Annotated in this window: 17 protein-coding genes; 1 reads left to right on the top strand and 16 read right to left on the bottom strand. The window is 42.8% G+C overall.

The annotated features are described in order from the left end of the window. Window positions 1-2: 2 nt before the first annotated feature. The 11 genes from carA to AAEZ00_RS11825 form a co-directional block, all read right to left on the bottom strand. Window positions 3-1,160, bottom strand: coding sequence for a glutamine-hydrolyzing carbamoyl-phosphate synthase small subunit (gene carA / locus AAEZ00_RS11875; RefSeq protein WP_124012082.1), 1,158 nt, complete (start codon window positions 1,158-1,160; stop codon window positions 3-5). Window positions 1,161-1,349: 189 nt separating this feature from the next. After that, a complete protein-coding gene (gene dapB / locus AAEZ00_RS11870) occupies window positions 1,350-2,162 on the bottom strand; it encodes a 4-hydroxy-tetrahydrodipicolinate reductase (protein WP_124012083.1) in 813 nt (270 codons plus the stop codon). Between the two features lie 83 nt (window positions 2,163-2,245). After that, window positions 2,246-2,863: a BamJ family beta-barrel-assembly machinery protein gene (bamJ, locus tag AAEZ00_RS11865; RefSeq protein ID WP_101032529.1), complete on the bottom strand. Its 618-nt coding sequence runs from the start codon at window positions 2,861-2,863 to the stop codon at window positions 2,246-2,248. 79 nt (window positions 2,864-2,942) lie between these two features. Continuing rightward, window positions 2,943-3,749, bottom strand: a complete 807-nt coding sequence (locus AAEZ00_RS11860; RefSeq protein ID WP_351088673.1) for a M48 family metallopeptidase — start codon at window positions 3,747-3,749, stop codon at window positions 2,943-2,945. A gap of 169 nt (window positions 3,750-3,918) precedes the next feature. Further along, a complete protein-coding gene (locus tag AAEZ00_RS11855; protein WP_124012085.1) occupies window positions 3,919-5,157 on the bottom strand; it encodes a DEAD/DEAH box helicase in 1,239 nt (412 codons plus the stop codon). A gap of 136 nt (window positions 5,158-5,293) precedes the next feature. Further along, the gene (gene dnaJ / locus AAEZ00_RS11850; RefSeq protein WP_101032532.1) at window positions 5,294-6,421 is read right to left on the bottom strand and encodes a molecular chaperone DnaJ; all 1,128 of its coding nucleotides are present in this window, start codon (window positions 6,419-6,421) and stop codon (window positions 5,294-5,296) included. A 111-nt stretch (window positions 6,422-6,532) separates the two neighbouring features. Further along, window positions 6,533-8,449 (bottom strand): molecular chaperone DnaK, encoded by a 1,917-nt coding sequence (gene dnaK, locus AAEZ00_RS11845; RefSeq protein ID WP_124012086.1) that lies wholly within the window; start codon window positions 8,447-8,449, stop codon window positions 6,533-6,535. Between the two features lie 815 nt (window positions 8,450-9,264). Then, a complete protein-coding gene (locus AAEZ00_RS11840) occupies window positions 9,265-10,539 on the bottom strand; it encodes a glutamate-5-semialdehyde dehydrogenase (protein WP_124012087.1) in 1,275 nt (424 codons plus the stop codon). 10 nt (window positions 10,540-10,549) lie between these two features. Then, window positions 10,550-11,659 (bottom strand): glutamate 5-kinase, encoded by a 1,110-nt coding sequence (proB, locus tag AAEZ00_RS11835; RefSeq protein WP_101032535.1) that lies wholly within the window; start codon window positions 11,657-11,659, stop codon window positions 10,550-10,552. Window positions 11,660-11,952: 293 nt separating this feature from the next. Continuing rightward, a complete protein-coding gene (locus AAEZ00_RS11830; RefSeq protein ID WP_101032536.1) occupies window positions 11,953-13,242 on the bottom strand; it encodes an NCS2 family permease in 1,290 nt (429 codons plus the stop codon). A gap of 948 nt (window positions 13,243-14,190) precedes the next feature. Then, window positions 14,191-15,735 (bottom strand): M17 family metallopeptidase, encoded by a 1,545-nt coding sequence (locus tag AAEZ00_RS11825; RefSeq protein ID WP_351077000.1) that lies wholly within the window; start codon window positions 15,733-15,735, stop codon window positions 14,191-14,193. A gap of 182 nt (window positions 15,736-15,917) precedes the next feature. On the opposite strand from AAEZ00_RS11825, the gene AAEZ00_RS11820 reads away from it, so the two are divergent. Beyond that, entirely contained in the window at window positions 15,918-17,381 is a 1,464-nt protein-coding gene (locus AAEZ00_RS11820; RefSeq protein WP_124012089.1) for an aminoacyl-histidine dipeptidase, read from the top strand. Between the two features lie 87 nt (window positions 17,382-17,468). Here AAEZ00_RS11820 and dinB read toward each other — a convergent pair whose 3' ends face one another. From dinB to AAEZ00_RS11795, 5 genes are all read right to left on the bottom strand, one after another. Continuing rightward, window positions 17,469-18,548 carry a DNA polymerase IV gene (gene dinB, locus AAEZ00_RS11815; protein WP_124012090.1) on the bottom strand — a complete coding sequence of 360 codons (1,080 nt, stop codon included), beginning with the start codon at window positions 18,546-18,548 and terminating at the stop codon, window positions 17,469-17,471. Between the two features lie 137 nt (window positions 18,549-18,685). Next, complete coding sequence (bfr, locus tag AAEZ00_RS11810; protein ID WP_124012091.1) at window positions 18,686-19,153, bottom strand: bacterioferritin; 468 nt, start codon at window positions 19,151-19,153, stop codon at window positions 18,686-18,688. Window positions 19,154-19,165: 12 nt separating this feature from the next. Then, window positions 19,166-19,636 carry a bacterioferritin gene (gene bfr, locus AAEZ00_RS11805; RefSeq protein ID WP_101032541.1) on the bottom strand — a complete coding sequence of 157 codons (471 nt, stop codon included), beginning with the start codon at window positions 19,634-19,636 and terminating at the stop codon, window positions 19,166-19,168. Between the two features lie 232 nt (window positions 19,637-19,868). Continuing rightward, the gene (gene nqrM / locus AAEZ00_RS11800) at window positions 19,869-20,093 is read right to left on the bottom strand and encodes a (Na+)-NQR maturation NqrM (RefSeq protein ID WP_101032542.1); all 225 of its coding nucleotides are present in this window, start codon (window positions 20,091-20,093) and stop codon (window positions 19,869-19,871) included. Window positions 20,094-20,179: 86 nt separating this feature from the next. Continuing rightward, window positions 20,180-21,202, bottom strand: coding sequence for an FAD:protein FMN transferase (locus AAEZ00_RS11795; RefSeq protein ID WP_124012092.1), 1,023 nt, complete (start codon window positions 21,200-21,202; stop codon window positions 20,180-20,182). Window positions 21,203-21,272: the final 70 nt, after the last annotated feature.

Genomic DNA, 21,272 nt, shown 5'->3' with positions numbered 1-21,272 from the left:
AACTACTTAGCGTGCTGACGGTATTGTTCAATGAGCTCGATAAAATGATCGAACAGTGGCGCGGCATCGGTTGGGCCTGGACTCGCTTCAGGGTGACCCTGAAAACTAAATGCAGGCTTGTCAGATAGATGAATACCTTGTAATGAACCATCAAATAATGACTTGTGAGTCACCTTAATGTTAGCCGGTAACGTGGTTTCATCGGCAGCAAAACCGTGGTTTTGACTGGTGATCATCACGCTGCCATTTTTAAGATTGCTCACTGGATGGTTTGCACCATGGTGACCAAATTTCATTTTTAAGGTTTTAGCACCAGAGGCAAGCGCTAATAATTGGTGACCTAGACAAATGCCAAATACAGGGATCTCTGTTGTTAATATTTGTTGAATCGCTGTAATGGCGTAGTCGCATGGCTCAGGATCGCCAGGTCCGTTTGATAGGAACACCCCATCTGGGTTCATCGCAAGTACATCGGCAGCAGAGGTTTGCGCGGGTACTACAGTCACATCACAACCACGATCAACCAACATACGCAAAATATTACGTTTTACACCGTAATCGTACGCGACAATTTTATATTTGAGTTCCGCTTCTGGTGTTTCAGACGGTAAACCACCGACTAATTTCCAGCTACCCATGCGCCATGTATACGCTTTATCGGTGGTCACTTCTTTGGCTAAATCCATGCCTTTTAGCCCTGGGAACGCTTTCGCGGCTGCCAGAGCTTTCGCTTCATCTAGGTCGCCGACCATAATACAACCGGCTTGAGCGCCTTTTTCACGCAAAATTCGAGTGAGTTTGCGAGTATCAATATCAGCAATACCAACCACATTATTCGCTTTTAAATAATCGCTTAATGATTGTTGGTTGCGGAAATTACTCGCCATAAGCGGTAAGTCACGAATAATTAAGCCACATGCATGAACCGAATCCGATTCTGTGTCTTCATCATTAGTACCTGTGTTACCGATGTGAGGATAGGTTAATGTTACTATTTGGCGTGAATATGAAGGATCCGTAAGGATCTCTTGGTAACCTGTCATTGAAGTATTAAATACCACTTCACCAACAGATATACCTGTAGCACCAATTGCGGTGCCAGAGAATACGGTTCCATCTTCGAGTACGAGTAAGGCAGACTGTGTCAACGCGACCTCCAGAAAAGAGCCAAGCCACTTAAATTAGGTGTTTTTATTTTGCACTATTTTTATTTTGCATTAAGATATCAATTTTCGTTACATTACGAAATTTTGACAAATTCTAGCGAGTCTATAAGAAATTAACTTTTACGTCTATATTTTGTCGGATTGTTTTCAAAAAAAAACACCAACGAGTGGTGTTTTTATTATCTAGTTCAATCCTAATACTTGCTGCATGTCATACAGACCTGCATTTTGATCTGAGAGCCAAAAAGCCGCCCTCATCGCCCCATTAGCAAAGGTCATCCTGCTCGTTGCTTTATGGGTTATTTCCAACCGTTCGCCCATATCAGCGAACATAGCGGTGTGTTCACCCACAATGTCACCAGCACGAACCGTTGCAAAACCAATGGTATTACGTTCGCGTTCACCGGTAATACCTTCACGTCCAAATACCGCACATTGCTCTAAATCACGACCCAATGTTTGGGCTATAATTTCACCCATTTTAAGCGCGGTACCTGACGGGGCATCTTTTTTATGCCGATGATGGGCTTCGATTATTTCGATATCGGTATAATCACCCATGACTTCTGTCGTCAGTGCGAGCAATTTCCACATCACATTCACACCAACAGACATATTAGGCGCTAACACCACGGGTACTTGTTCTGAATAGGCACCAATTAGCGTTTTTTGAGCATGATTAAAGCCTGTGGTACCGATCACGATTGCTTTGTGATTTTTCGCACACCAATCAAGATAAATAATTGAAGATTCTGGTGAGGTAAAATCGATCAGTACGTCAAAGTCATTAACAACACTATCAAGTGAATCGGTAATAGCAACATTCATTGCGCCGACACCAGCGAGTTCACCAGCATCAACACCAATTAGACTTGACCCGGTACGATCAATAGCAGCGCCAAGTACTATGACTTCTTGCTGTTTAGCAGATTCAATCAGTGTACGGCCCATACGGCCACTGGCACCAACTACAGCAATTCTCACTTTTGCAGTCATTTATTTCTCCCAGTTTTAACTAAAGGTAAACACAAAAACAGCATATACAAAAACGCCTAAGTTAACTTAGGCGTTTTTAATAACTAGATAATTTCTAACAACTCAATTTCGAATACCAAAGCTGAGTAAGGCGGGATTGATGCACCCGCGCCGCGCTCACCGTAAGCTAAGTGATGCGGGACATATAATTTAAGCTTAGTGCCAATAGGCATTAACTGTAATGCTTCAGTCCAACCGGCAATCACGCCAGATACTGGAAACTCAGCAGGCTGGTCACGAGCAACAGAGCTGTCGAATACATCACCACTGATAAAAGTACCATGGTAGTGAGTACGTACAGTTGAATCGTAAGTTGGTTTTTCGCCGTCACCTTGTACAAGCACTTCGTATTGAAGGCCAGACTCAGTTACCGTAATATCATCACGATTTGCGTTTTCTGTTAAGAATGCCTCACCTTCAGCAGCAGCTTCTTCTGCAGCAGCTTCTTGCTCTTCTTGTAAACGACGACTAATTTCAGTAAATGCAACTTGAAGCTCTTCCATTGATACTGCGCTTTCTTTACCGGCAAATGCATCAGCAAGACCAGCCTGAACGGCAGGGATATCAATACCTTCAAAAGAGTTTGCTGCTAGTTGCTCGCCCATTTGACGACCTACACCGTAGCTAGCATGCTGTTCCATTGTGCTGAACAAATCTGACATAATAATTTTCTCTCAATAAACATAAAAAATTCGCACCAGAGTTTATCACAATTAACTGCGTCAATGTTGGCAAAAAACGCTATTTAACGTGAGCCATTTTACACTCAGTCAAAGACTGTTTCCTTGCCTGTGTATAAAGCGGCATCACTTGATTTTGTGCCGCTTGCAAGTCTTCAATGCGATGACTGTGTGACGGATGCGTCGACAACAGCTCTGGCCCTTGCGCACCACCCGCTTTGGCCATGTTTTGCCACAAGGTAATACTTTGGTTAGGATTAAAGCCCGCTTTAGCCATTAACTCAAGACCGACGATATCAGCTTCTGATTCTTGGCTGCGACCAAAGGGTAAAATAATCCCCACTTTAGCCCCTAACCCAAGTCCGGCCATATACAGATCTTTATTGGCAACTCCCGATGCCCCAATAGCAGCATCCGCAGCCTGCATACCCAGCCCTGTTAGCTGGGCACGAGACACTTGCTCGTTACTATGTTGGGCTAATACATGGGCCACTTCATGTCCCATTACAGTAGCAAGCTGATCTTGGTTAACCGCGACGTTTAATAATCCACTATATACGCCAATGTGACCGCCGGGCAATGCAAATGCATTCACTTGATCTGATTCAAATAATACTACGTCCCATTGTTGCGACTGAACGGGTAATACTGCCGTAATACGCTTGGCAACACAGTTTACATAGTAGGTTTGCGCTTGGTTTTGACTTATTTTTTCAGTTTTCTTCATGGTCTCAAACGACTGAGCGCCCATCTGCTGCATCTGCGTATCAGAAAAAAGCAAGGTTTGCCCTCGACCTGTCGGCGATTGATTATTCACACAGCCAACTAATAAAGAAGTCAACAACATACTGAGTACTAACGGTTTCATCTGGTAAATCCTTATACTATTCACTTGCCATAGCGGTCAGTAAAATAATTATAGTCATTGATTATGGATAAGCGATGACTCATTTTACTGGGCAAACGTGTTATTGCCAAATGACAATGTCATTATGAGTGGCAGTCGAGACTAGATTACTGAGTATCAATTAAATCAATTAGGTCTTTTTATGGGGTGTAAAGTCACGAATACTGCGTTTGTTGGTTGTGCGTCGATTAGCTTGTTTGTCGCGAGGCGGACGTTTACTGCTTGAGTCGCTCGGTTTATCTGTCACCGGAAAACCCACTAATGCTTGCAAAGGTAATGCCTTTTGTGTCAACGCACGAATGGCATTTAAGCTTTCCATTTCACTATGACTCACCAAAGATATTGCAACACCTTGCAACCCAGCTCGGGCAGTACGGCCTATTCGATGGACATATACAGGAGCACTATTGGGTAAGTTAGCGTTTATCACCACAGGTAACGCTTCAATATCGATCCCACGAGCGAGTAAATCCGTTGCCACTAATACACTCACTTTTTGGGCTTTAAAATCAGCCAATGTCTGTCGGCGTAATGTTTGATCTTTATCGCCGTGAAGCGCGGCAGATGAAATTCCGGCTTTGAGTAGCTTTTTGGTTAATGAATCAGCATCATCTTTAGCATTAATAAACACTAAAACTTGCGACCATTGATGTTGATTAATCAAATTAATCAAGGCTTGTGCCTTGCTGCCTTTATTGACTAAATACAATTGTTGCTCAATTTCATCCACGGCGCTATTCAGGACGTTTGCTTCAATTCTTTGGCAGTTTTTGGACAAGACTTGCTGGGTTAATTGCACTAATGGCTCTGGAAATGTTGCTGAAAATAATAATGTCTGTCTGTTTGGCATTAGCGCTAATAGCTTGGTGATATCGGCTATAAATCCCATATCGAGTAAACGATCGGCTTCATCAAGCACTAATCGTTTTACTGAGCTCAAATCCACTATTTTCTGCTGGGTCAATTCCAATAACCGCCCCGGTGTAGCCACTATAATGTCTGCAGGCTTGTGTAAACGATCAACTTGTAACGATTGTAATTCTCCTCCGCAAAGCAAATCCATTGTGATATCAAGCGCCATTGCTATAGGGTTAAGAGTATCATGCACCTGTGAAGCCAGCTCTCTGGTTGGCACAATGACTAAAGCCTGTATTGCCGTTATATCGGCATTAACCTGGGCATTAACAGTCTGCAGTAAAGGGAGACCATAAGCATAGGTTTTGCCACTGCCAGTCTGCGCCAAGGCTAGTACATCTTTTCCGGCCAAAATAGCTGGAATAGCCAGAGTTTGAATACGAGTCGGCTCGTGGAGCCTTGCCGGTAATGCAGACAGTAAAGCAGGAGATAACGCTAAGGTTGAAAAAGGCATGGGATTATCACTAAGTGAACAATGGACGAAGTCTACTGAGGACGGTTGCAGAAGTAAAATAACTCACTATAAATAAAAAGGTTGCTTACCCTTGAGGTAAACAACCTTAATCGTCGTACGAGATAAAATAGGGCTATTAGCTATTTAAGTCTTGAAAAAAACTTTTAACCCCATCAAAAAAACCTTCTGCTTTTGGGCTATGTTTTTTTGATTCACCGGTTAATGTCGCTTCAAACTCCCGCAGTAACTCTTTTTGCGTGTCATTCAGATTAACAGGTGTTTCCATTACGACTTTGCACAACAAGTCGCCTACTGCATGGCTGCGAACTGACTTGACCCCTTTACCGCGTAAACGGAACATACGCCCAGTTTGAGTTTCTGTTGGGATCTTAAGGCTAACTTTGCCATCTAAGGTTGGTACTTCAATCTCGCCGCCTAATGCCGCTTTACTAAATGAAATAGGCACTTCACAGTATAGATTGTTGGCATCACGGGTAAAGATAGCGTGTTCACGCACACTGACCTGAACATATAAATCACCAGGAGGAGCGCCAAACTCGCCCGCTTCACCTTCACTGGTCAAACGAATGCGGTCACCCGTATCAACACCGGCTGGAATTTTAACTGACAGTGTTTTACTTTGTTCAACACGGCCTTCACCATGACATTTGCCACAAGGATCTTTAATGATTTTACCGCGACCATGACAAGTAGGACAGGCTTGCTGAACAGCAAAAAAGCCTTGGCGCATTTGTACTTGGCCTTGGCCATGACAAGTACCACAGGTGCTTGCCGAGGTACCTTTTTTAGCACCACTACCGTCACATAAATCACACGCGGCTAATGTCGGAATTCGCAGCTCTTTGGTCAATCCTCGTACGGCTTCTTCCAAAGACAATTCAAGGTTGTAACGTAAATCACTGCCTCGTGCAGCTTGACGTTGACCACCTCGGCGGCCACCACCAAAAATATCGCCGAAAACATCACCGAAGATGTCGCCAAAATCACCTTGGCCACCGCCGTGTCCACCACGATTAGGATCGACACCTGCATGACCAAATTGATCATAAGCCGCTTTCTTGTCGCTGTCGGTTAAAATTTCGTACGCTTCTTTAATTTCTTTAAAGCTGGCTTCTGCGGCTTTGTCACCCGGATTACGGTCAGGGTGAAATTTCATCGCTAAGCGTTTGTACGCTTTTTTAATTTCGCGTTCACTGGTGTCTCGTCCAACACCTAGAACTTCGTAATAATCACGCTTTGACATAGTGTTCAGTTTCTCGAAGGTGTGAGTAATTTGATAAACTTAATTTATACAAACGGGCGTTTGAGGATAACCCCAACGCCCGCTTTAATAGTAACTAACTGAAATTGCTAATTACTTTTTGTCTTCTTTAACTTCTTCGAACTCAGCATCAACAACATCATCAGCAGGCTTATCTTGGCCAGCATCTTGCGCTTGACCTTCTGCATCACCTTGAGCTTTAGCTTGAGCAATTTCCATTAGCTTAGCAGACGCTTCGATCAGACCTTGAGTCGCGGTATCAATGGCTTCTTTATCTTTGCCTTTAATGGCCGTTTCTAAAGTGGCGATTGCCGCTTCAATCTTTTCTTTTTCGTCGCTAGCTAACGCATCACCGGCTTCTTCAACTTGTTTTTTAGTTGAATGAGCTAAGCCATCGGCTTGGTTACGTGCATGAACTAACTCTTCAAATTTCGCATCTTCATCAGCATGAGCTTCTGCGTCACGTACCATTTGTTCAACTTCTTCATCAGACAAACCTGAAGAGGCTTTAATGGTGATGTTTTGTTTCTTACCTGTTTTCTTGTCTGTTGCAGACACATGTAAGATACCATCAGCATCGATGTCGAACATCACTTCTACTTGTGGTTGGCCACGTGGTGCTGGCTCAATACCTTCAAGGTTGAATTGACCTAATGACTTGTTCGCACTTGCTTGCTTACGCTCACCTTGAAGTACATGGATAGTCACGGCACTTTGGTTGTCGTCAGCGGTTGAGAATACTTGCTGAGCTTTAGTCGGGATAGTGGTGTTCTTCTCGATAAGCTTAGTCATCACACTGCCCATGGTTTCAATACCAAGAGATAGTGGTGTAACGTCAAGTAGAAGTACGTCTTTCACTTCACCAGAAAGTACGCCAGCTTGAATGGCTGCGCCAACGGCAACCGCTTCATCTGGGTTAACGTCTTTACGTGGCTCTTTGCCGAAGAAGTTAGTGACCGCTTCTTGTACTTTAGGCATACGAGTCTGACCACCAACAAGAATCACTTCATTGATGTCTGAAATTGATAAATCAGCATCAGCTAAGGCAACTTTTAACGGCTCTAGAGTACGTTGAATTAAGTCTTCAACCAATGACTCTAACTTGGCACGGGTAATTTTAACCACTAAGTGCTTAGGACCTGTTGCATCGGCTGTGATGTAAGGTAAGTTGACTTCAGTGTGGTTAGTGCTTGAAAGTTCGATTTTTGCTTTTTCAGCGGCTTCTTTCAAACGTTGCATAGCCAATGGATCGCGACGTAGATCTAAACCTTGGTCTTTTTTGAACTCATCGGCTAAATAGTTGATCAAACGGTTATCAAAGTCTTCACCACCTAAGTGAGTGTCACCATTGGTTGCTAACACTTCAAATGTTTGATCGCCATCATTGCTGTCGATTTCGATGATAGAGATATCGAATGTACCACCACCTAAGTCGTATACTGCAACAACGTTATCGCCTTGCTTCTTATCGATACCGTATGCAAGAGCAGCAGCAGTAGGCTCGTTGATGATACGCTTAACATCAAGACCTGCGATACGACCGGCATCTTTCGTTGCTTGACGTTGTGAATCGTTAAAGTAAGCAGGAACAGTAATAACCGCTTCGGTTACTTCTTCACCTAAAAAGTCTTCTGCTGTTTTCTTCATCTTTTTCAAGATTTCAGCAGAAACTTGTGGTGGTGCCATTTTATTTCCACGTGACTCAACCCATGCATCACCATTATCAGCTCCGATAATTTTGAATGGCATGATGTTCACATCACGTTGAACTTCGTCATCTTTAAAACGACGTCCAATTAAACGCTTAATGGCGAAAAAGGTGTTTGTTGGGTTGGTTACCGCTTGACGCTTGGCAGGTTGGCCAACAATAATTTCATCTTCGGTATAAGCGATGATTGATGGGGTTGTACGCTCACCCTCTGCGTTTTCGATTACGCGTGCTTTGCCGCCATCAAGGACTGCAACACACGAGTTTGTTGTGCCTAAATCGATACCAATAATTTTGCCCATGGGGTCCTCCGGAATTGACGTTATTCGTCGCTAATATGTTATTTGATGTTGATATGGGGATGATCAGCAAGTATTTCAAGCATTTTGTTACTTAACTTGAGATTCATAATTGACCACTCATATCAGCCTTGATACCTATATTGGGACAACAAAGTGAATTACAAGGGGATAAGTAAAATTTATCATCTAAAATTTATCATCAATTGCAGATATCGTTATAGCGCCAAGCTAAGTAAGTAAAGGGATATTATTTATCAATGCCATTGGCGGCTTAAGTGACCATAATAGTGAAAGCAACAACCGTGAGGTCAGCCCAATCGGGTACTGATATGATTTAGGCGCGGTATTATTATGGGCGACAGTGGCGACCGCCTTTTAAGTGCATTCGTTTTTTTAGCTCGTTACAACGGAGGTTGGTCGCAGTATTAACCTTAATAATGGCGTTGTTAATTATTCTGCCGTTTTAGCAATTTAATCCTCAACCGACAATATTAGCGCTAGGGTACTTTTAACACCGGTATTATTGATTGGTATTATTAATTGGAGGTTGAATTAGATACTAGGTTCTAGTGTCGCTGCTATAGCGGACTACGTCCTGCTAGTTCGCTACGCGGATAGAGCGCTGCGCTTCTAGAGCGGACTGCGTCCTGCTAGGGACAGCTTCGCTGCTAAGATCCTAGGCCGCTATGCGGATAGGCTGTTGATTTTATAGAATCTAGCAGCGAAGCGCTCTAGCCTCTAGGCCTATTACTTTTAGCTTATATAAAATCTAGCTGCTAGGCCTTTATTGTCATAAGCAACGCAAACAACACCGGTTATTGTCTACTGGTATAATCCCCCCAAGCTAGCCACTTATACGTGGTCAGTGCATCTAACCCCATCGGACCTCGGGCATGCAGCTTCTGCGTACTCACGGCCACTTCGGCGCCAAGGCCAAACTGTGAACCATCAGTAAAACGAGTACTGGCATTAACATACACAGCCGCTGAATCAACTCGGTTCAAAAAGTCACTCGCCGTATGAATGTTATCCGTTAAAATGGCCTCAGAATGCCCAGTAGAATATTGACGAATATGCGCCACAGCTTCGTCAATATGATTGACGATTTTGATCCCTAATGTGAGCGATAACCACTCGGTTGAGAATGACTCATCATGTGCCGGTGTCACCTCAAAACCTAACCCCTCAAGATAAGGTAAGGAGCTTGCACAAGCATGGAAGCGAACGCCCAACGAGTGCAAATGTGATGCTATATTGGGAATAAACTCGGCAGCAACGTGTTGATGTACTAACAAAGTATCCAGTGCATTACACACAGTAGGGCGCTGAACCTTAGCGTTGGCAATCACCTCGATTGCGCGCACTAAATCGGCTTGCTTATCGACAAATAAATGACAAATACCAATGCCACCTAAAATCACCGGAATACTCGACTGCTCAGCACACAATCGCTGCAGATTATGGCCACCGCGAGGAATAATCATATCCACATATTTGTCGAGTCTAAGTAAGCCGCTAACAAGACTACGCTCTGGTGAATCGATTAGCTGTACAGCATCTTTAGGCAAGTCTTCGCTAACAAGCGCATCACGGATCACGTCACTTAATACTTTATTTGTGGTTAAGGTTTCTTTACCGCCACGCAAAATCACTGCATTACCGGTTTTTAATGCTAACACGGCTATATCCACAGTGACATTTGGGCGAGCCTCATAAATAACCCCCACCACACCTACTGGCACACTGCGACGAGTTAATCGTAAGCCGTTATCTAATACCCGACTTTCAGCTTCTTTGCCGATAGGATCAGCCAGTGCGATAACATTATCAATGTCGGTAATAATAGCGCCCAAGCGCCCCTCATCAAGCATCAATCTGTCTATCATAGCTTCAGTTAAACCATTTTGTTTCGCCGCGGCAACATCTTGCGCATTCGCTTGTAAAATATCATTTTTACGCAGTGCTAAGCGATCGGCAATTGTCATTAATAATACCGATTTTTGTTTAGCGGTTAAACTCGCTAAGATAAAACTTGCTGCCTTAGCGCGTTGCCCTAATTGGGTTAAATATTCTGTTTCTGAGGCTGACATCTGCTTATCCTTAATTATCAAGTATGACCATATCATTGCGATGAACCACTGCATCACCGTAGTTATAGCCTAGTAAACTTTCTATCTCATCAGAGTGTTTACCGCTAATTTTGGTTAGATCATTGGCACAATATCGACTAATTCCTTTAGCCAAAATCTTGCCTGTTTGATTAACAATGAGTAAGGTCGCACCACGCTCAAAATGACCTTCAATATCAACAATACCTTTTGATAATAAGCTGCGACCATTAGCAACCACCGCGACAGAGGCGCCGGCATCAACAATTAATTTCCCTTGTGATGCGGGGCCAGCAAGGATCCATTGTTTACGACTCTCTAATGGGTTTTCTATCGCACTAAAATGAGTGCCAACCGACTCCCTAGCAGCCACTTTGGCAATCACATCAGGGTGATGTCCAGACGCTATCACGACTTCGATGCCTGCACGGCGCGCCACATCGGCCGCTTCTAGTTTAGTTGCCATCCCGCCGGTGCCAAGTCCGGAAACAGAGCCGCCAGCCAGTAAACGTAAACTGTCATCAATATTGACGACTTGTTTAATCAATTGCGCATTAGGATGAGTGCGAGGATCGGCATCAAATAAGCCTTTTTGATCAGTGAGTAAGATGAGTAAGTCAGCATCACAGAGCAGTGCGGCCCGCGCAGACAAATTATCATTATCACCGACTTTAATCTCATTGGTTGCGACGGCATCATTTTCGTTAATAATAGGGATAATATTATGCGCTAATAATGCATTTAAGGTGTCGCGGGCATTAAGGTAACGTTCGCGATCTTGTAAATCTGCACGCGTTAATAATAGTTGGCCAACTTGTAAACCATAAATACTGAATAATTGTGACCACGCCAAAATTAACTGACCTTGACCCACAGCAGCAAGTAACTGTTTGTTCGCCATAGTATCGGGCAACACCGGATAATGTAAATGCTCTCGCCCAGCAGCAATAGCACCCGATGTACACAAAACCACCTCAATGCCTGAACGCATAAGCGAAGCCATTTGCCTGGCTAATTCAACCATATGTGCTCTATCAAGCTTCTTACTGCCAGATGTCAGCACACTGGTACCCAACTTAACTACTACGCGGCGATAACCCATTTGTTTTACTCAATTTACCAAAACATTCAGTCCATTTTTATACCTAATTCACTCGATAATTCATAGTAAAAGCCGCTAATAGTAGATTATTTATCTAGATTAACCTCGGCTCGGGATAATAAACGGTTATCAAACAGTTCTTTGCCCCGCTAACTGCATTGCATTGACTTGCAATAGGCCGGCTATTGATGCGTCAATACGCCTTATTAGAAAAACAAAAAAAGGGCTATTAGCCCTTTTTTTATTGGCCTTCGCCAATTTATTACCGTTTGCCCATATTCATGGGATGCCCGTTAACCATAAATAAACTTGGCAATAAACAATGCCGCCACCACTAGAATACCTGAATTTAAATCTTTAAAACGCCCTGTCAGCAATTTGATCACCGCATAAGAAATAAACCCAAGACCAATAGCATTGGCAATAGAAAAAGTTAACGGCATTAATAAGCAAGTGACTACTACAGGAGCCGCTTCAGTTATATCGTCCCAATCAACATTCACTAACCCCGACATCATTAAGATAGCAACATAAAACAATGTCCCTGTTGTCGCATAAGCTGGCACCATAGCGGCTAAGGGCGAGAAAAATAATGACGCTATAAATAACAATCCAACGACTACTGCGGTTAAACCAGTACGACCGCCGGCACTCACCCCAGCAATACTTTCAATGTAGCTCGTGGTGGTTGATGTACCCAATGCTGCACCGGTAATGGTGGCAACGCTATCGGCGGTTAAAGCACGTTTTACACGAGGTAAACGCCCTTTTTCATCAAGTAATCCACCGCGTTGTGCAACAGCAATTAGGGTGCCTGATGTGTCAAATAGATCGACAAACAAAAAGGCAAACACCACAGATAGCATGCTCACTTCTAATACACTCGACAGGTCCATTTTCATAAATGTCGGTGCGATAGACGGTGGCATAGCCATTAACCCTTGATACTGCACATCACCAAAAAAGATGCCTAAAATCGTCACGATCAGAATACTGAAAATAACCGCGGCCTTTAGACCGCGATGAACCATGGCAATAATCAAGAAAAAACTTAACGCAGCCATCACAGCAGGAAACGAAGTAATATCCCCCATGGTCACTAACGTAGCCGGACTTGCTATCACAATCCCAGCATTTTTTAAGCCTATTAACGCTAAAAACAACCCAATACCGGCCGCAATACCAAAACGCAACGACATAGGAATACTATTGACAATCCATTCACGAATTCTGACTAAGGATAAAATCAAGAAGCACACCCCAGACATAAACACAGCGCCAAGTGCGGTTTCCCAGCTATAACCCATTTCCCCTACAACCGTGTAAGTAAAAAAGGCATTCAGTCCCATACCGGGGGCTAATGCAATAGGATAATTTGCCAATAACCCCATGACTAAACAACCAATCGCTGCGGCTAAACATGTTGCAACAAATACCGCACCATGGTCCATCCCGGCATCAGCAAGCATCATAGGGTTGACAAAAATGATGTAGGCCATTGTTAAAAAGGTAGTAAGTCCGGCCACAGCCTCTTGCTTAAGACTTGTGTTGTTCTGTTTAAGTTTAAATAATTTTTCTAACATGGAACGCGGTTCCTTGGGCAAAGGTTAAAATTGAATTAATAGCGTTAATAGTTTTGACAGTGTTATTAGCTACAGATGAGGATGCGGTAAGCCATATACCGCTTAACATTGTCACTACGTCGACATCTTTACAGAGGGCTTACTTTAATGCGGGGGAATTATAAGTACTTACGACCTTGATAGCTATAAATAGCCTTTTTCCTGAAAGATTTCAGTTTTTTATATAGCGCACGAAACTGCGACAATTCAGCTAATAACATCCTAAATCAATGCCGCTAACACTAAAACGATCCCAAATCACTACAACTAAATTATCACACCAAAATTGGGACAAAAAAAAGCCTACTCAATAGAGTAGGCAGACATGTTACAAGCATCCCATATGGGGAGAGGAAAACTAGCATCACTTAACATGATGAGGCGATAAATTAATTTACCACCCTGTCTAAAAACGTCAAACAAGACGAACAAAAGGTTGATGAATATTAAAACGACGTAAAGAGGGTCAATTCTTAACGTTTCATGGCGAATATACCGCCACGTAAAACGGTTACATCAGCAAACCAAGTGTTTTGCCAATAAAATTTGCTGTTACCTGTATAAGACATGGTCTTCTCCTGAATAATGTAAAGTTGCATAAACCTAGTAAAGCTTGGCTCGATTCCCTGGAACGTACATTTCTCAAATCCATTGAGACAACTTGTCACTCAGATCCTTGGAGGCTATATCCATCCTGGATTAACTAGAGCCGACAACCACAATGCTTGTCGACCCGATGAATTATACCGAACTGTAATTAAATTACAAGTATTATCGGCTTTAATTCACAAAAAACGCATTAAAAGTGACTTTATTACATTAAACCCGGATTATAATTATGTAATTATATTGTAAATAGCATGTTTTATTTATATTAAAATCTATAATATCATGCACTTAATAAGGTATTTACCACAACTTAGACAAGTGTAATAAAGCAACCAAAGGGCTTGCCGTTGGCTTACCATAGAGAGGATCGCCCTCAACAGCACTGCCAGCAATATCAATATGAGTGAATGCCAGTGTTGTTTGCATTAGTCCAGAGGCTTTTATTAAGAATGCTGCAGGATATTGATGTCCGCGAGCCGTAATTGAAGACGGTCCATTATTAGAAGACACCACATCGGCAACGCCATTTTTATCGGCAACCTTGTCAAAATCCTCAGTGCGTAAGCGAGAGACCTCGAACGGCTCACCCCATAATTCACCCACGTCTGCTAATAATGCGGCGACGCCTTGCTGTTTAGCGGCGCTATTTTCAACTAATGCTGGATAACCACCGTACGCGCGCACGACGTGACCGGTTAATGTTGCCAACGAAAATAATTGTGGATTCACAGCTGTTTGTGCCTGTATACGCAAATGTGATAACAAGTCAGCTAACACTAAACGACCTTCGGCATCAGTATTACCTATGCGAACTCGTACACCCGCATGGCTAGTAATAATTTCATCGGTGACAAACGCATCACTGCCGATACTATTTCTAACCAACCCAAGCTCTGCAACCACTTTGATACCTTTAGGTTTAAGTATCGACAATGCTTTCATTAATCCGGCGACAGCAGCTGCACCGCCTTTATCACGACTCATACCTGCCATAGAACCGGCCACTTTAATGTCAGCCCCGCCAGTATCGTAAATCACCCCTTTGCCCGCAAAGAATAACGTTTTTGTTATTGTTCCTTCGCCAACATATTCAAGCTTTACCACTCGAGGATGATGACGTTCAACCCCAAATGAGCTTCTGCCAACCGCACTCAATAGGGGATATTGCGCCTTCAACTGCTCCACTTGATCAATCACAGACACAGCTAAACCGCTATCAGCAAAAGCATCAATACAATATTGTGCAAACCCAATAGCGGACATCCGCTCAGGCTCTGTACCGCAGAGATCGCGTGCCAACACTCGCCCGGACTCCGCAGCATTAAGTAACATACTGTGTGCCGATGTATTCAATAATCCGATAGCCTCTAAACTTGGTAGTAATGACTTTGCTTCTCGCGCCTCTAAGGGTTGCCATAGCTCTTGCCCACACGCCAATGCTGCAACTTGTTCTGCATAGACAAAACGTTTATCGCTCACGGCGGGGACCACTAACAAAGGTTTAATGGCTCCCGCTGCTTTGGCAATGGCAATACCTTCTCGGGCGGCTTTAGCAAAAATTCTGACATCGCTGTACTCGTTAACGCTATCGGTCACGGGCGAGATAATCAAGCGACCGCCGGCTAAGCCAGGTGCAAATAATAGTGTTGCACTTTTACCGACACGCATATCGATTTGACTGGCGTGCGCCGCCAGTAAACTGATTTCATCTTGCTTAATCTCAGCCAAACTTGTCGCGACGACGACTACCGCATCCCAACCTTCACCTTCAAAAATGGCTTCATCACTGGCGACATCAATAATGGGCACTTGAAATGCAGTAACAGCTTTGTTTGCTTGGTTCATAAAAAATCCTTAATCAATGGGTATACCGGTAGATTGATGGGTTCATAATTATTTACAGGTTTTGTGGACTAAACCTTGGCAAATTGATGTCGCAATATCAAGTAACCGCGCAGAATATGTTAAAATAAATGACATTATATTTTGTGTCGTATATCGACTAAATTCATCTTAGAGGGCGTTTCGTGACTGCATTAACTCAATTATATCCTCAGCCTCTTTGGCAATGGTTCGAACAAATTTGCGCTATTCCACATCCATCAAAACATGAACATGCGTTGTCGCAACACATTCAACAGTGGGCAAAAGCCCAAGGCCTTGAGGTTGTTGAAGACAAAGTAGGTAATTTAATCATCCGTAAGCCTGCCACTGCTGGAATGGAAAACTGTAAAATAGTGGTATTGCAAGCACACATTGATATGGTGCCACAAAAAAATACTGACAAAGTACATAACTTTGAAACGGACCCAATTGAAGCCTATGTTGATGGTGATTGGGTTAAAGCCAGAGGGACAACGTTAGGATCAGATAACGGCATTGGTATGTCTTCAGCGCTTGCGGTATTAGGCAGTAAAGACATCAAGCATGGGCCACTGGAAGTACTGCTCACCATTGATGAAGAAGCCGGTATGACAGGTGCTTTTGGTTTAGAAGCAGGTTACCTTGATGCAGACATCTTGATCAACACCGATTCTGAACAAGAAGGTGAAATTTACATGGGTTGTGCAGGCGGAGTTGATGCACATATCAGCGTACCTATGTCATGGCAAGCCCCTGAACACACAAATAGCAGTTTTCAGCTGACATTAGCTGGACTTAAAGGCGGTCATTCAGGGGTGAACATTCACCTTGGTCGCGCCAATGCAAACAAACTACTTGCCCGCTTTTTGTTTAAACACAGTGATGAACTGGCATTAGAACTTGTCAGCTTTAGCGGTGGCTCATTACGTAATGCCATTCCGCGTGAAGCCCATATCAGCTTTATGCTTCCTGCTGAAAATGTTGATAAATTACATCAAGCGATGGAGGCTTTCCAAGCATTAGTAAGACAAGAGCTCGCGCTCGTCGATCCAGCAATGGTGCTCAGCCTAGAGTCCATTGACGCCCCCACCAAAGTGATGGATGAAGAGGCACAAAATACCTTAATCGACTTATTGCATGCGAGCCCTAACGGCGTGATCCGCATGAGTGATGAAGTTCAAGGTGTGACTGAAACCTCGCTTAATATCGGCGTGATCAGTACCGAAGATGAAAGCGTTGAAGTCTTGTGTCTTATTCGCTCGCTAATCGATTCTGGTCGTGAAGAAGTCACAGGAATGCTCACCGCTCTGACTAATTTGTCGGGTGCAAGCATTGACCTAAGTGGTGCTTATCCCGGTTGGAAGCCAGATACAAGCTCACCCATTATGGCGATTGTGCGTGAAACTTATAACGACATTTATAAAAAAGACCCAACCATCATGGTGATCCATGCTGGTCTTGAATGTGGCTTATTTAAACAACCTTATCCACTTATGGACATGGTCTCAATTGGGCCAACCATTCGCTATCCCCATAGCCCTGATGAAATGGTCAACATCACCACCGTTGGTCAGTACTGGCAATTGCTACTTGCGGTACTAGAGCGTATTCCAGCTAAAGATGCTTAATCCGTTTTAGTGATGACGTTATCAACACAATAAACAAATTAAAAGGCGACAATAATGTCGCCTTTTAATTTTTGTATTGTTCCAGTGTTAAAACTGTAAATCGAGCTGGGTGATTTTATCCGCACCATTATCTGTCGCTGCCAACGTCACGTCGGCTAAACCAACACTCACGCCAATCAAACGAATACCCCGCCCTTGGCTACGCTGCAAAGCTTGTTGCAGCAAGTCATGAAACAAGTTAATCGAAATCTCATCACTGCGATGCTCGATTGTGGTCTGTTTAAAATCATTAAATTTAAGCTTAACAACCTGTTTGTGGATCTGTCGGTCTTTAGCACTGCGATGTACCCGAGCACTGAGTTCTTGAATAAGCTGTGGTAACACTTGATGACATTGTTCTAAGGTAAAAATATCCTTGGCTAAGGTGGTTTCAACCCCAACAGACTTACGCACTCGGTGTGGACTAATTTGCCTTGAGTCGATCCCTTGTGCACGCTCAGCCAACACATGGCCAAATTTACCGAAAGCCTTAATTAATTGAGCCTTAGGATATTGTTGCACGTCATAACAAGTGGTTAAGCCAATATCGGCTAACTTTTTTGAAGTAACCTTGCCAACGCCAGGAATTTTACTCAGTGGCAAGTCTTTTACAAAATCACTAATTTGATTAGGGGTGATCACATATTGACCATTGGGCTTATTTAAATCGGAAGCGATTTTGGCTAAAAACTTAATCGGTGCAATACCCGCTGAAGCCGTTAATCCTGTGGCCTCAAAAATATCGTTGCGAATGGCTTTAGCAATTAATGTGGCACTGCCTTGGTGAACGTTGCAATCGCTGACATCAAGGTAAGCCTCATCTAAAGATAATGGCTCAACGAGATCTGTGTATCGATGAAAAATCTCACGAATTTGCAATGAAACCGATTTATACACTTCCATGCGTCCAGGCACTAAAATTAACAGCGGACACAACTGCAGTGCATGATAACTGGACATCGCGCTACGCACCCCAAATTGACGGGCCTCATAACTGCATGTGCTTATTACACCTCGGCGATCACTTCTGCCACCGACAGCAATAGCTTTGCCTCGTAGTTCAGGAAAATCTCGCATTTCAACGGCAGCGAAGTAGCAATCCATATCGATGTGAATGATTTTACGCATTCTATGACCATCATCATTAACTCAATTACCATGATGATACTGTATATATAAACAGTATTCAATCATTGTCTCACTGACACAAAAAAGCCCAAACTCAGTTGGGCTTTAGTAAATGGTAACCTGTATCAATGGATACGTTACATTTTGGTCTGTAAATAATTCTGTAAACCAACCATCTCAATCAGACCTAATTGCTTTTCTAACCAGTACATGTGATCAGACTCAGTGTCATCCAACAACACCTCTAAAATTTCGCGAGTTTGATAATCACTTTTGTCTTCGCATAGCGCGATCACCTTACGTAAATGATCAGCAACATGATATTCATAGGCTAAATCACTTTTAAACATTTCTTGCACATCTTTACCAATGTTCAACGCTTCACGACTGGCAACATCGGGAGTGCCTTCAAGAAATAAAATCCGTTGGACTAATTTAGCAGCATGCAACTTTTCGTCGTCTGACTCGTGCAAAATTCGGGTATACAGTTCGTTGAATCCCCAGTCTTCGTACATATGAGCATGGACGAAATATTGATCCATGGCAGACAACTCGCCGGTTAATAAACTATTTAGTGCATCGATGACTTCTGGATGGCCTTTCATGATAATTTCCTATTAGTCGTTAATTTGTGATTGAAGATAATTTTGAATACCCGTTTGATTGATAAGCTCTTGTTGCGACTCAATCCAATCTAAATGTTCTTCTTCATCTTCGAGTAAATCTTCAAATAAATCGCGGCTAACATAATCTTGCTGAGTTTCGCATACCTTAATGGCTTCACGCAAAAGCGCAATTTGTGCTGTTATAGCCGCCAGATCGCAGTTGAGCATTTCTTCAGCATGCTCACCGATACGCAATTTATCTAATTGTTGCAGATTAGGTAAACCTTCAAGAAACAATACACGTTCAATCAGCTTATCAGCATGCTTCATGTCTTCAATCGATTTTTTATATTCTTTCTCATTAAGCTTTTCCAATCCCCAATGTTTAAACATGCGTGCATGTAAAAAGTATTGGTTAATGGCAGTCAGCTCACAGGTAAGTACTCGATTGAGTTGGCTAATGACTTTAGGATGACCTTTCATAGTAATGCCCTCGATAAATAACGTGATCTAGATCAATTACAAATAGAATAAAACACTATAGGGGAAAAGGCAAATTTTCCTTTCTTTTCACACACTTACTATTGATAACCATTATCATTATAACTAAGATTTGTAACTCACTAGTAATACACAAACATAAAAAAAGCCTTCAAAATGAAGGCTCTTTACAAAGCATTAGTTTGGTAACCTAGGCTTTAAATGACAAACGTCGTTAAATAATTCGATTTTGATTAAGCAACTCATTTCGAGCTTGCTCTTTTTCCATACGGCGTTTGCGGCTATCACATGGGTCGTCACAGTCACACGCCTTCTCAATACCTAAAACGCCTAAGCCACCACAACTGCCTGCTACGGCTTTCTTCTTTACAATATAACCCACAGACATAAATAAAAAGAACAATAATAATACTACAAACGCTGCAATAAATGTGCTCATCACAAACTCCAATTAACTCATTTAGATTAGGGTACTACTAGTTGAATCAATCAGTCGTTTAATCAACTAGTTTAAAAATAAGGAACCTACTCAAGATACGATTTAAACGCATCGCTGTAATAGACCTGATATCCCTGCTCTTGCTTCTCAATTAACATTACGGCTAAATTTTTCTCTCTAGCAAGTGTCAATGAAGCTTGTGTACCTAACACCATCATGGCCGTTGCATATCCATCCGCTGTCATACAACTAGAGTGTAACACGGTTGCAGAAGCAAGTTGATGCTTTATCGGGTAACCGTTACGAGGATCAATTAGATGTGAAAAGCGTTCGCCATTGTCTTGATAAAAGTTACGATAATCACCCGATGTTGCTAATGACATAGTCCCGGGCTCAATCACTTGCTGCACCGCTTGTCCTTCGCTTGTTGGCTGTTCTACTGCAACTCGCCAGGCGACATTATGGGCTTTAGTGCCTTTAACATTCAGTTCACCACCAATTTCGACTAAATAACCAGACACGTGATATTTGTCTAATATTGATGCAATTTTATCGACACCAAACCCTTTTGCTATTGAGGATAAATCAACATACAAGTCTGCATTGTGCTTAATTAATGTTAAGCCTTTTATCGACAGTTCCTTGATCCCCATCTTAGCTTTAGCGGCGTCAATTTGAGCTTGAGTCGGGATCGTTGTAGGCCGCTTATCGGGGCCAAACCCCCACAGGTTAATCACTGGCCCTAAGGTGATATCTAACGCACCATCAGTCTCTTGATAAAGACGCATGCCCTCTTTTATGACTTTAATAGTATCGGCCGATACTTTAACGCTTTGCTGTACTTGCAATTGATTAAACTTAGACAGTTCTGAGTCATGTCGGTAAGTCGACATTTGATTGTTAACCACGTCCAATGCCATATCAATTTCGGCTTGTAATAATTGTGGTCCTGGCAAGCTGCCATTGGGGACCACTTTAATATGATAAGTGGTCCCCATGGTACTACCAGATAATGAAATAATCGGATCTGGTGAGCTGCAGCTACTGGTCAATAATATTGGCAGTAACAATATTGGCAGTAACACTTGCTTGATTGATTTTACAGTCATCTCAAATTTACACTTGTATTAAATGAACAAAAAAAATTGCAGCGTGCAAGACTCGTGTTTGACCACCCTG

The organism is Shewanella sp. S1-49-MNA-CIBAN-0167, from assembly GCF_040310145.1.
Classification (GTDB): Bacteria; Pseudomonadota; Gammaproteobacteria; order Enterobacterales; family Shewanellaceae; genus Shewanella; species Shewanella psychromarinicola.
Note: the sequence above shows the minus strand (reverse complement) of the source record. Positions and strands in the feature narration are given on the sequence as shown.

Excerpts from the sequence above, each read along its gene's own strand:
- dapB (WP_124012083.1), bottom strand. The coding sequence starts at position 2,162 with ATGACTGCAAAAGTGAGAATTGCTGTAGTTGGTGCCAGTGGCCGTATG.
- bamJ (WP_101032529.1), bottom strand. The coding sequence starts at position 2,863 with ATGTCAGATTTGTTCAGCACAATGGAACAGCATGCTAGCTACGGTGTA.
- AAEZ00_RS11860 (WP_351088673.1), bottom strand. The coding sequence starts at position 3,749 with ATGAAACCGTTAGTACTCAGTATGTTGTTGACTTCTTTATTAGTTGGC.
- AAEZ00_RS11855 (WP_124012085.1), bottom strand. The coding sequence starts at position 5,157 with ATGCCTTTTTCAACCTTAGCGTTATCTCCTGCTTTACTGTCTGCATTA.
- dnaJ (WP_101032532.1), bottom strand. The coding sequence starts at position 6,421 with ATGTCAAAGCGTGATTATTACGAAGTTCTAGGTGTTGGACGAGACACC.
- dnaK (WP_124012086.1), bottom strand. The coding sequence starts at position 8,449 with ATGGGCAAAATTATTGGTATCGATTTAGGCACAACAAACTCGTGTGTT.
- AAEZ00_RS11840 (WP_124012087.1), bottom strand. The coding sequence starts at position 10,539 with ATGTCAGCCTCAGAAACAGAATATTTAACCCAATTAGGGCAACGCGCT.
- proB (WP_101032535.1), bottom strand. The coding sequence starts at position 11,659 with ATGGGTTATCGCCGCGTAGTAGTTAAGTTGGGTACCAGTGTGCTGACA.
- AAEZ00_RS11830 (WP_101032536.1), bottom strand. The coding sequence starts at position 13,242 with ATGTTAGAAAAATTATTTAAACTTAAACAGAACAACACAAGTCTTAAG.
- AAEZ00_RS11825 (WP_351077000.1), bottom strand. The coding sequence starts at position 15,735 with ATGAACCAAGCAAACAAAGCTGTTACTGCATTTCAAGTGCCCATTATT.
- dinB (WP_124012090.1), bottom strand. The coding sequence starts at position 18,548 with ATGCGTAAAATCATTCACATCGATATGGATTGCTACTTCGCTGCCGTT.
- bfr (WP_124012091.1), bottom strand. The coding sequence starts at position 19,153 with ATGAAAGGCCATCCAGAAGTCATCGATGCACTAAATAGTTTATTAACC.
- bfr (WP_101032541.1), bottom strand. The coding sequence starts at position 19,636 with ATGAAAGGTCATCCTAAAGTCATTAGCCAACTCAATCGAGTACTTACC.
- nqrM (WP_101032542.1), bottom strand. The coding sequence starts at position 20,093 with ATGAGCACATTTATTGCAGCGTTTGTAGTATTATTATTGTTCTTTTTA.
- AAEZ00_RS11795 (WP_124012092.1), bottom strand. The coding sequence starts at position 21,202 with ATGACTGTAAAATCAATCAAGCAAGTGTTACTGCCAATATTGTTACTG.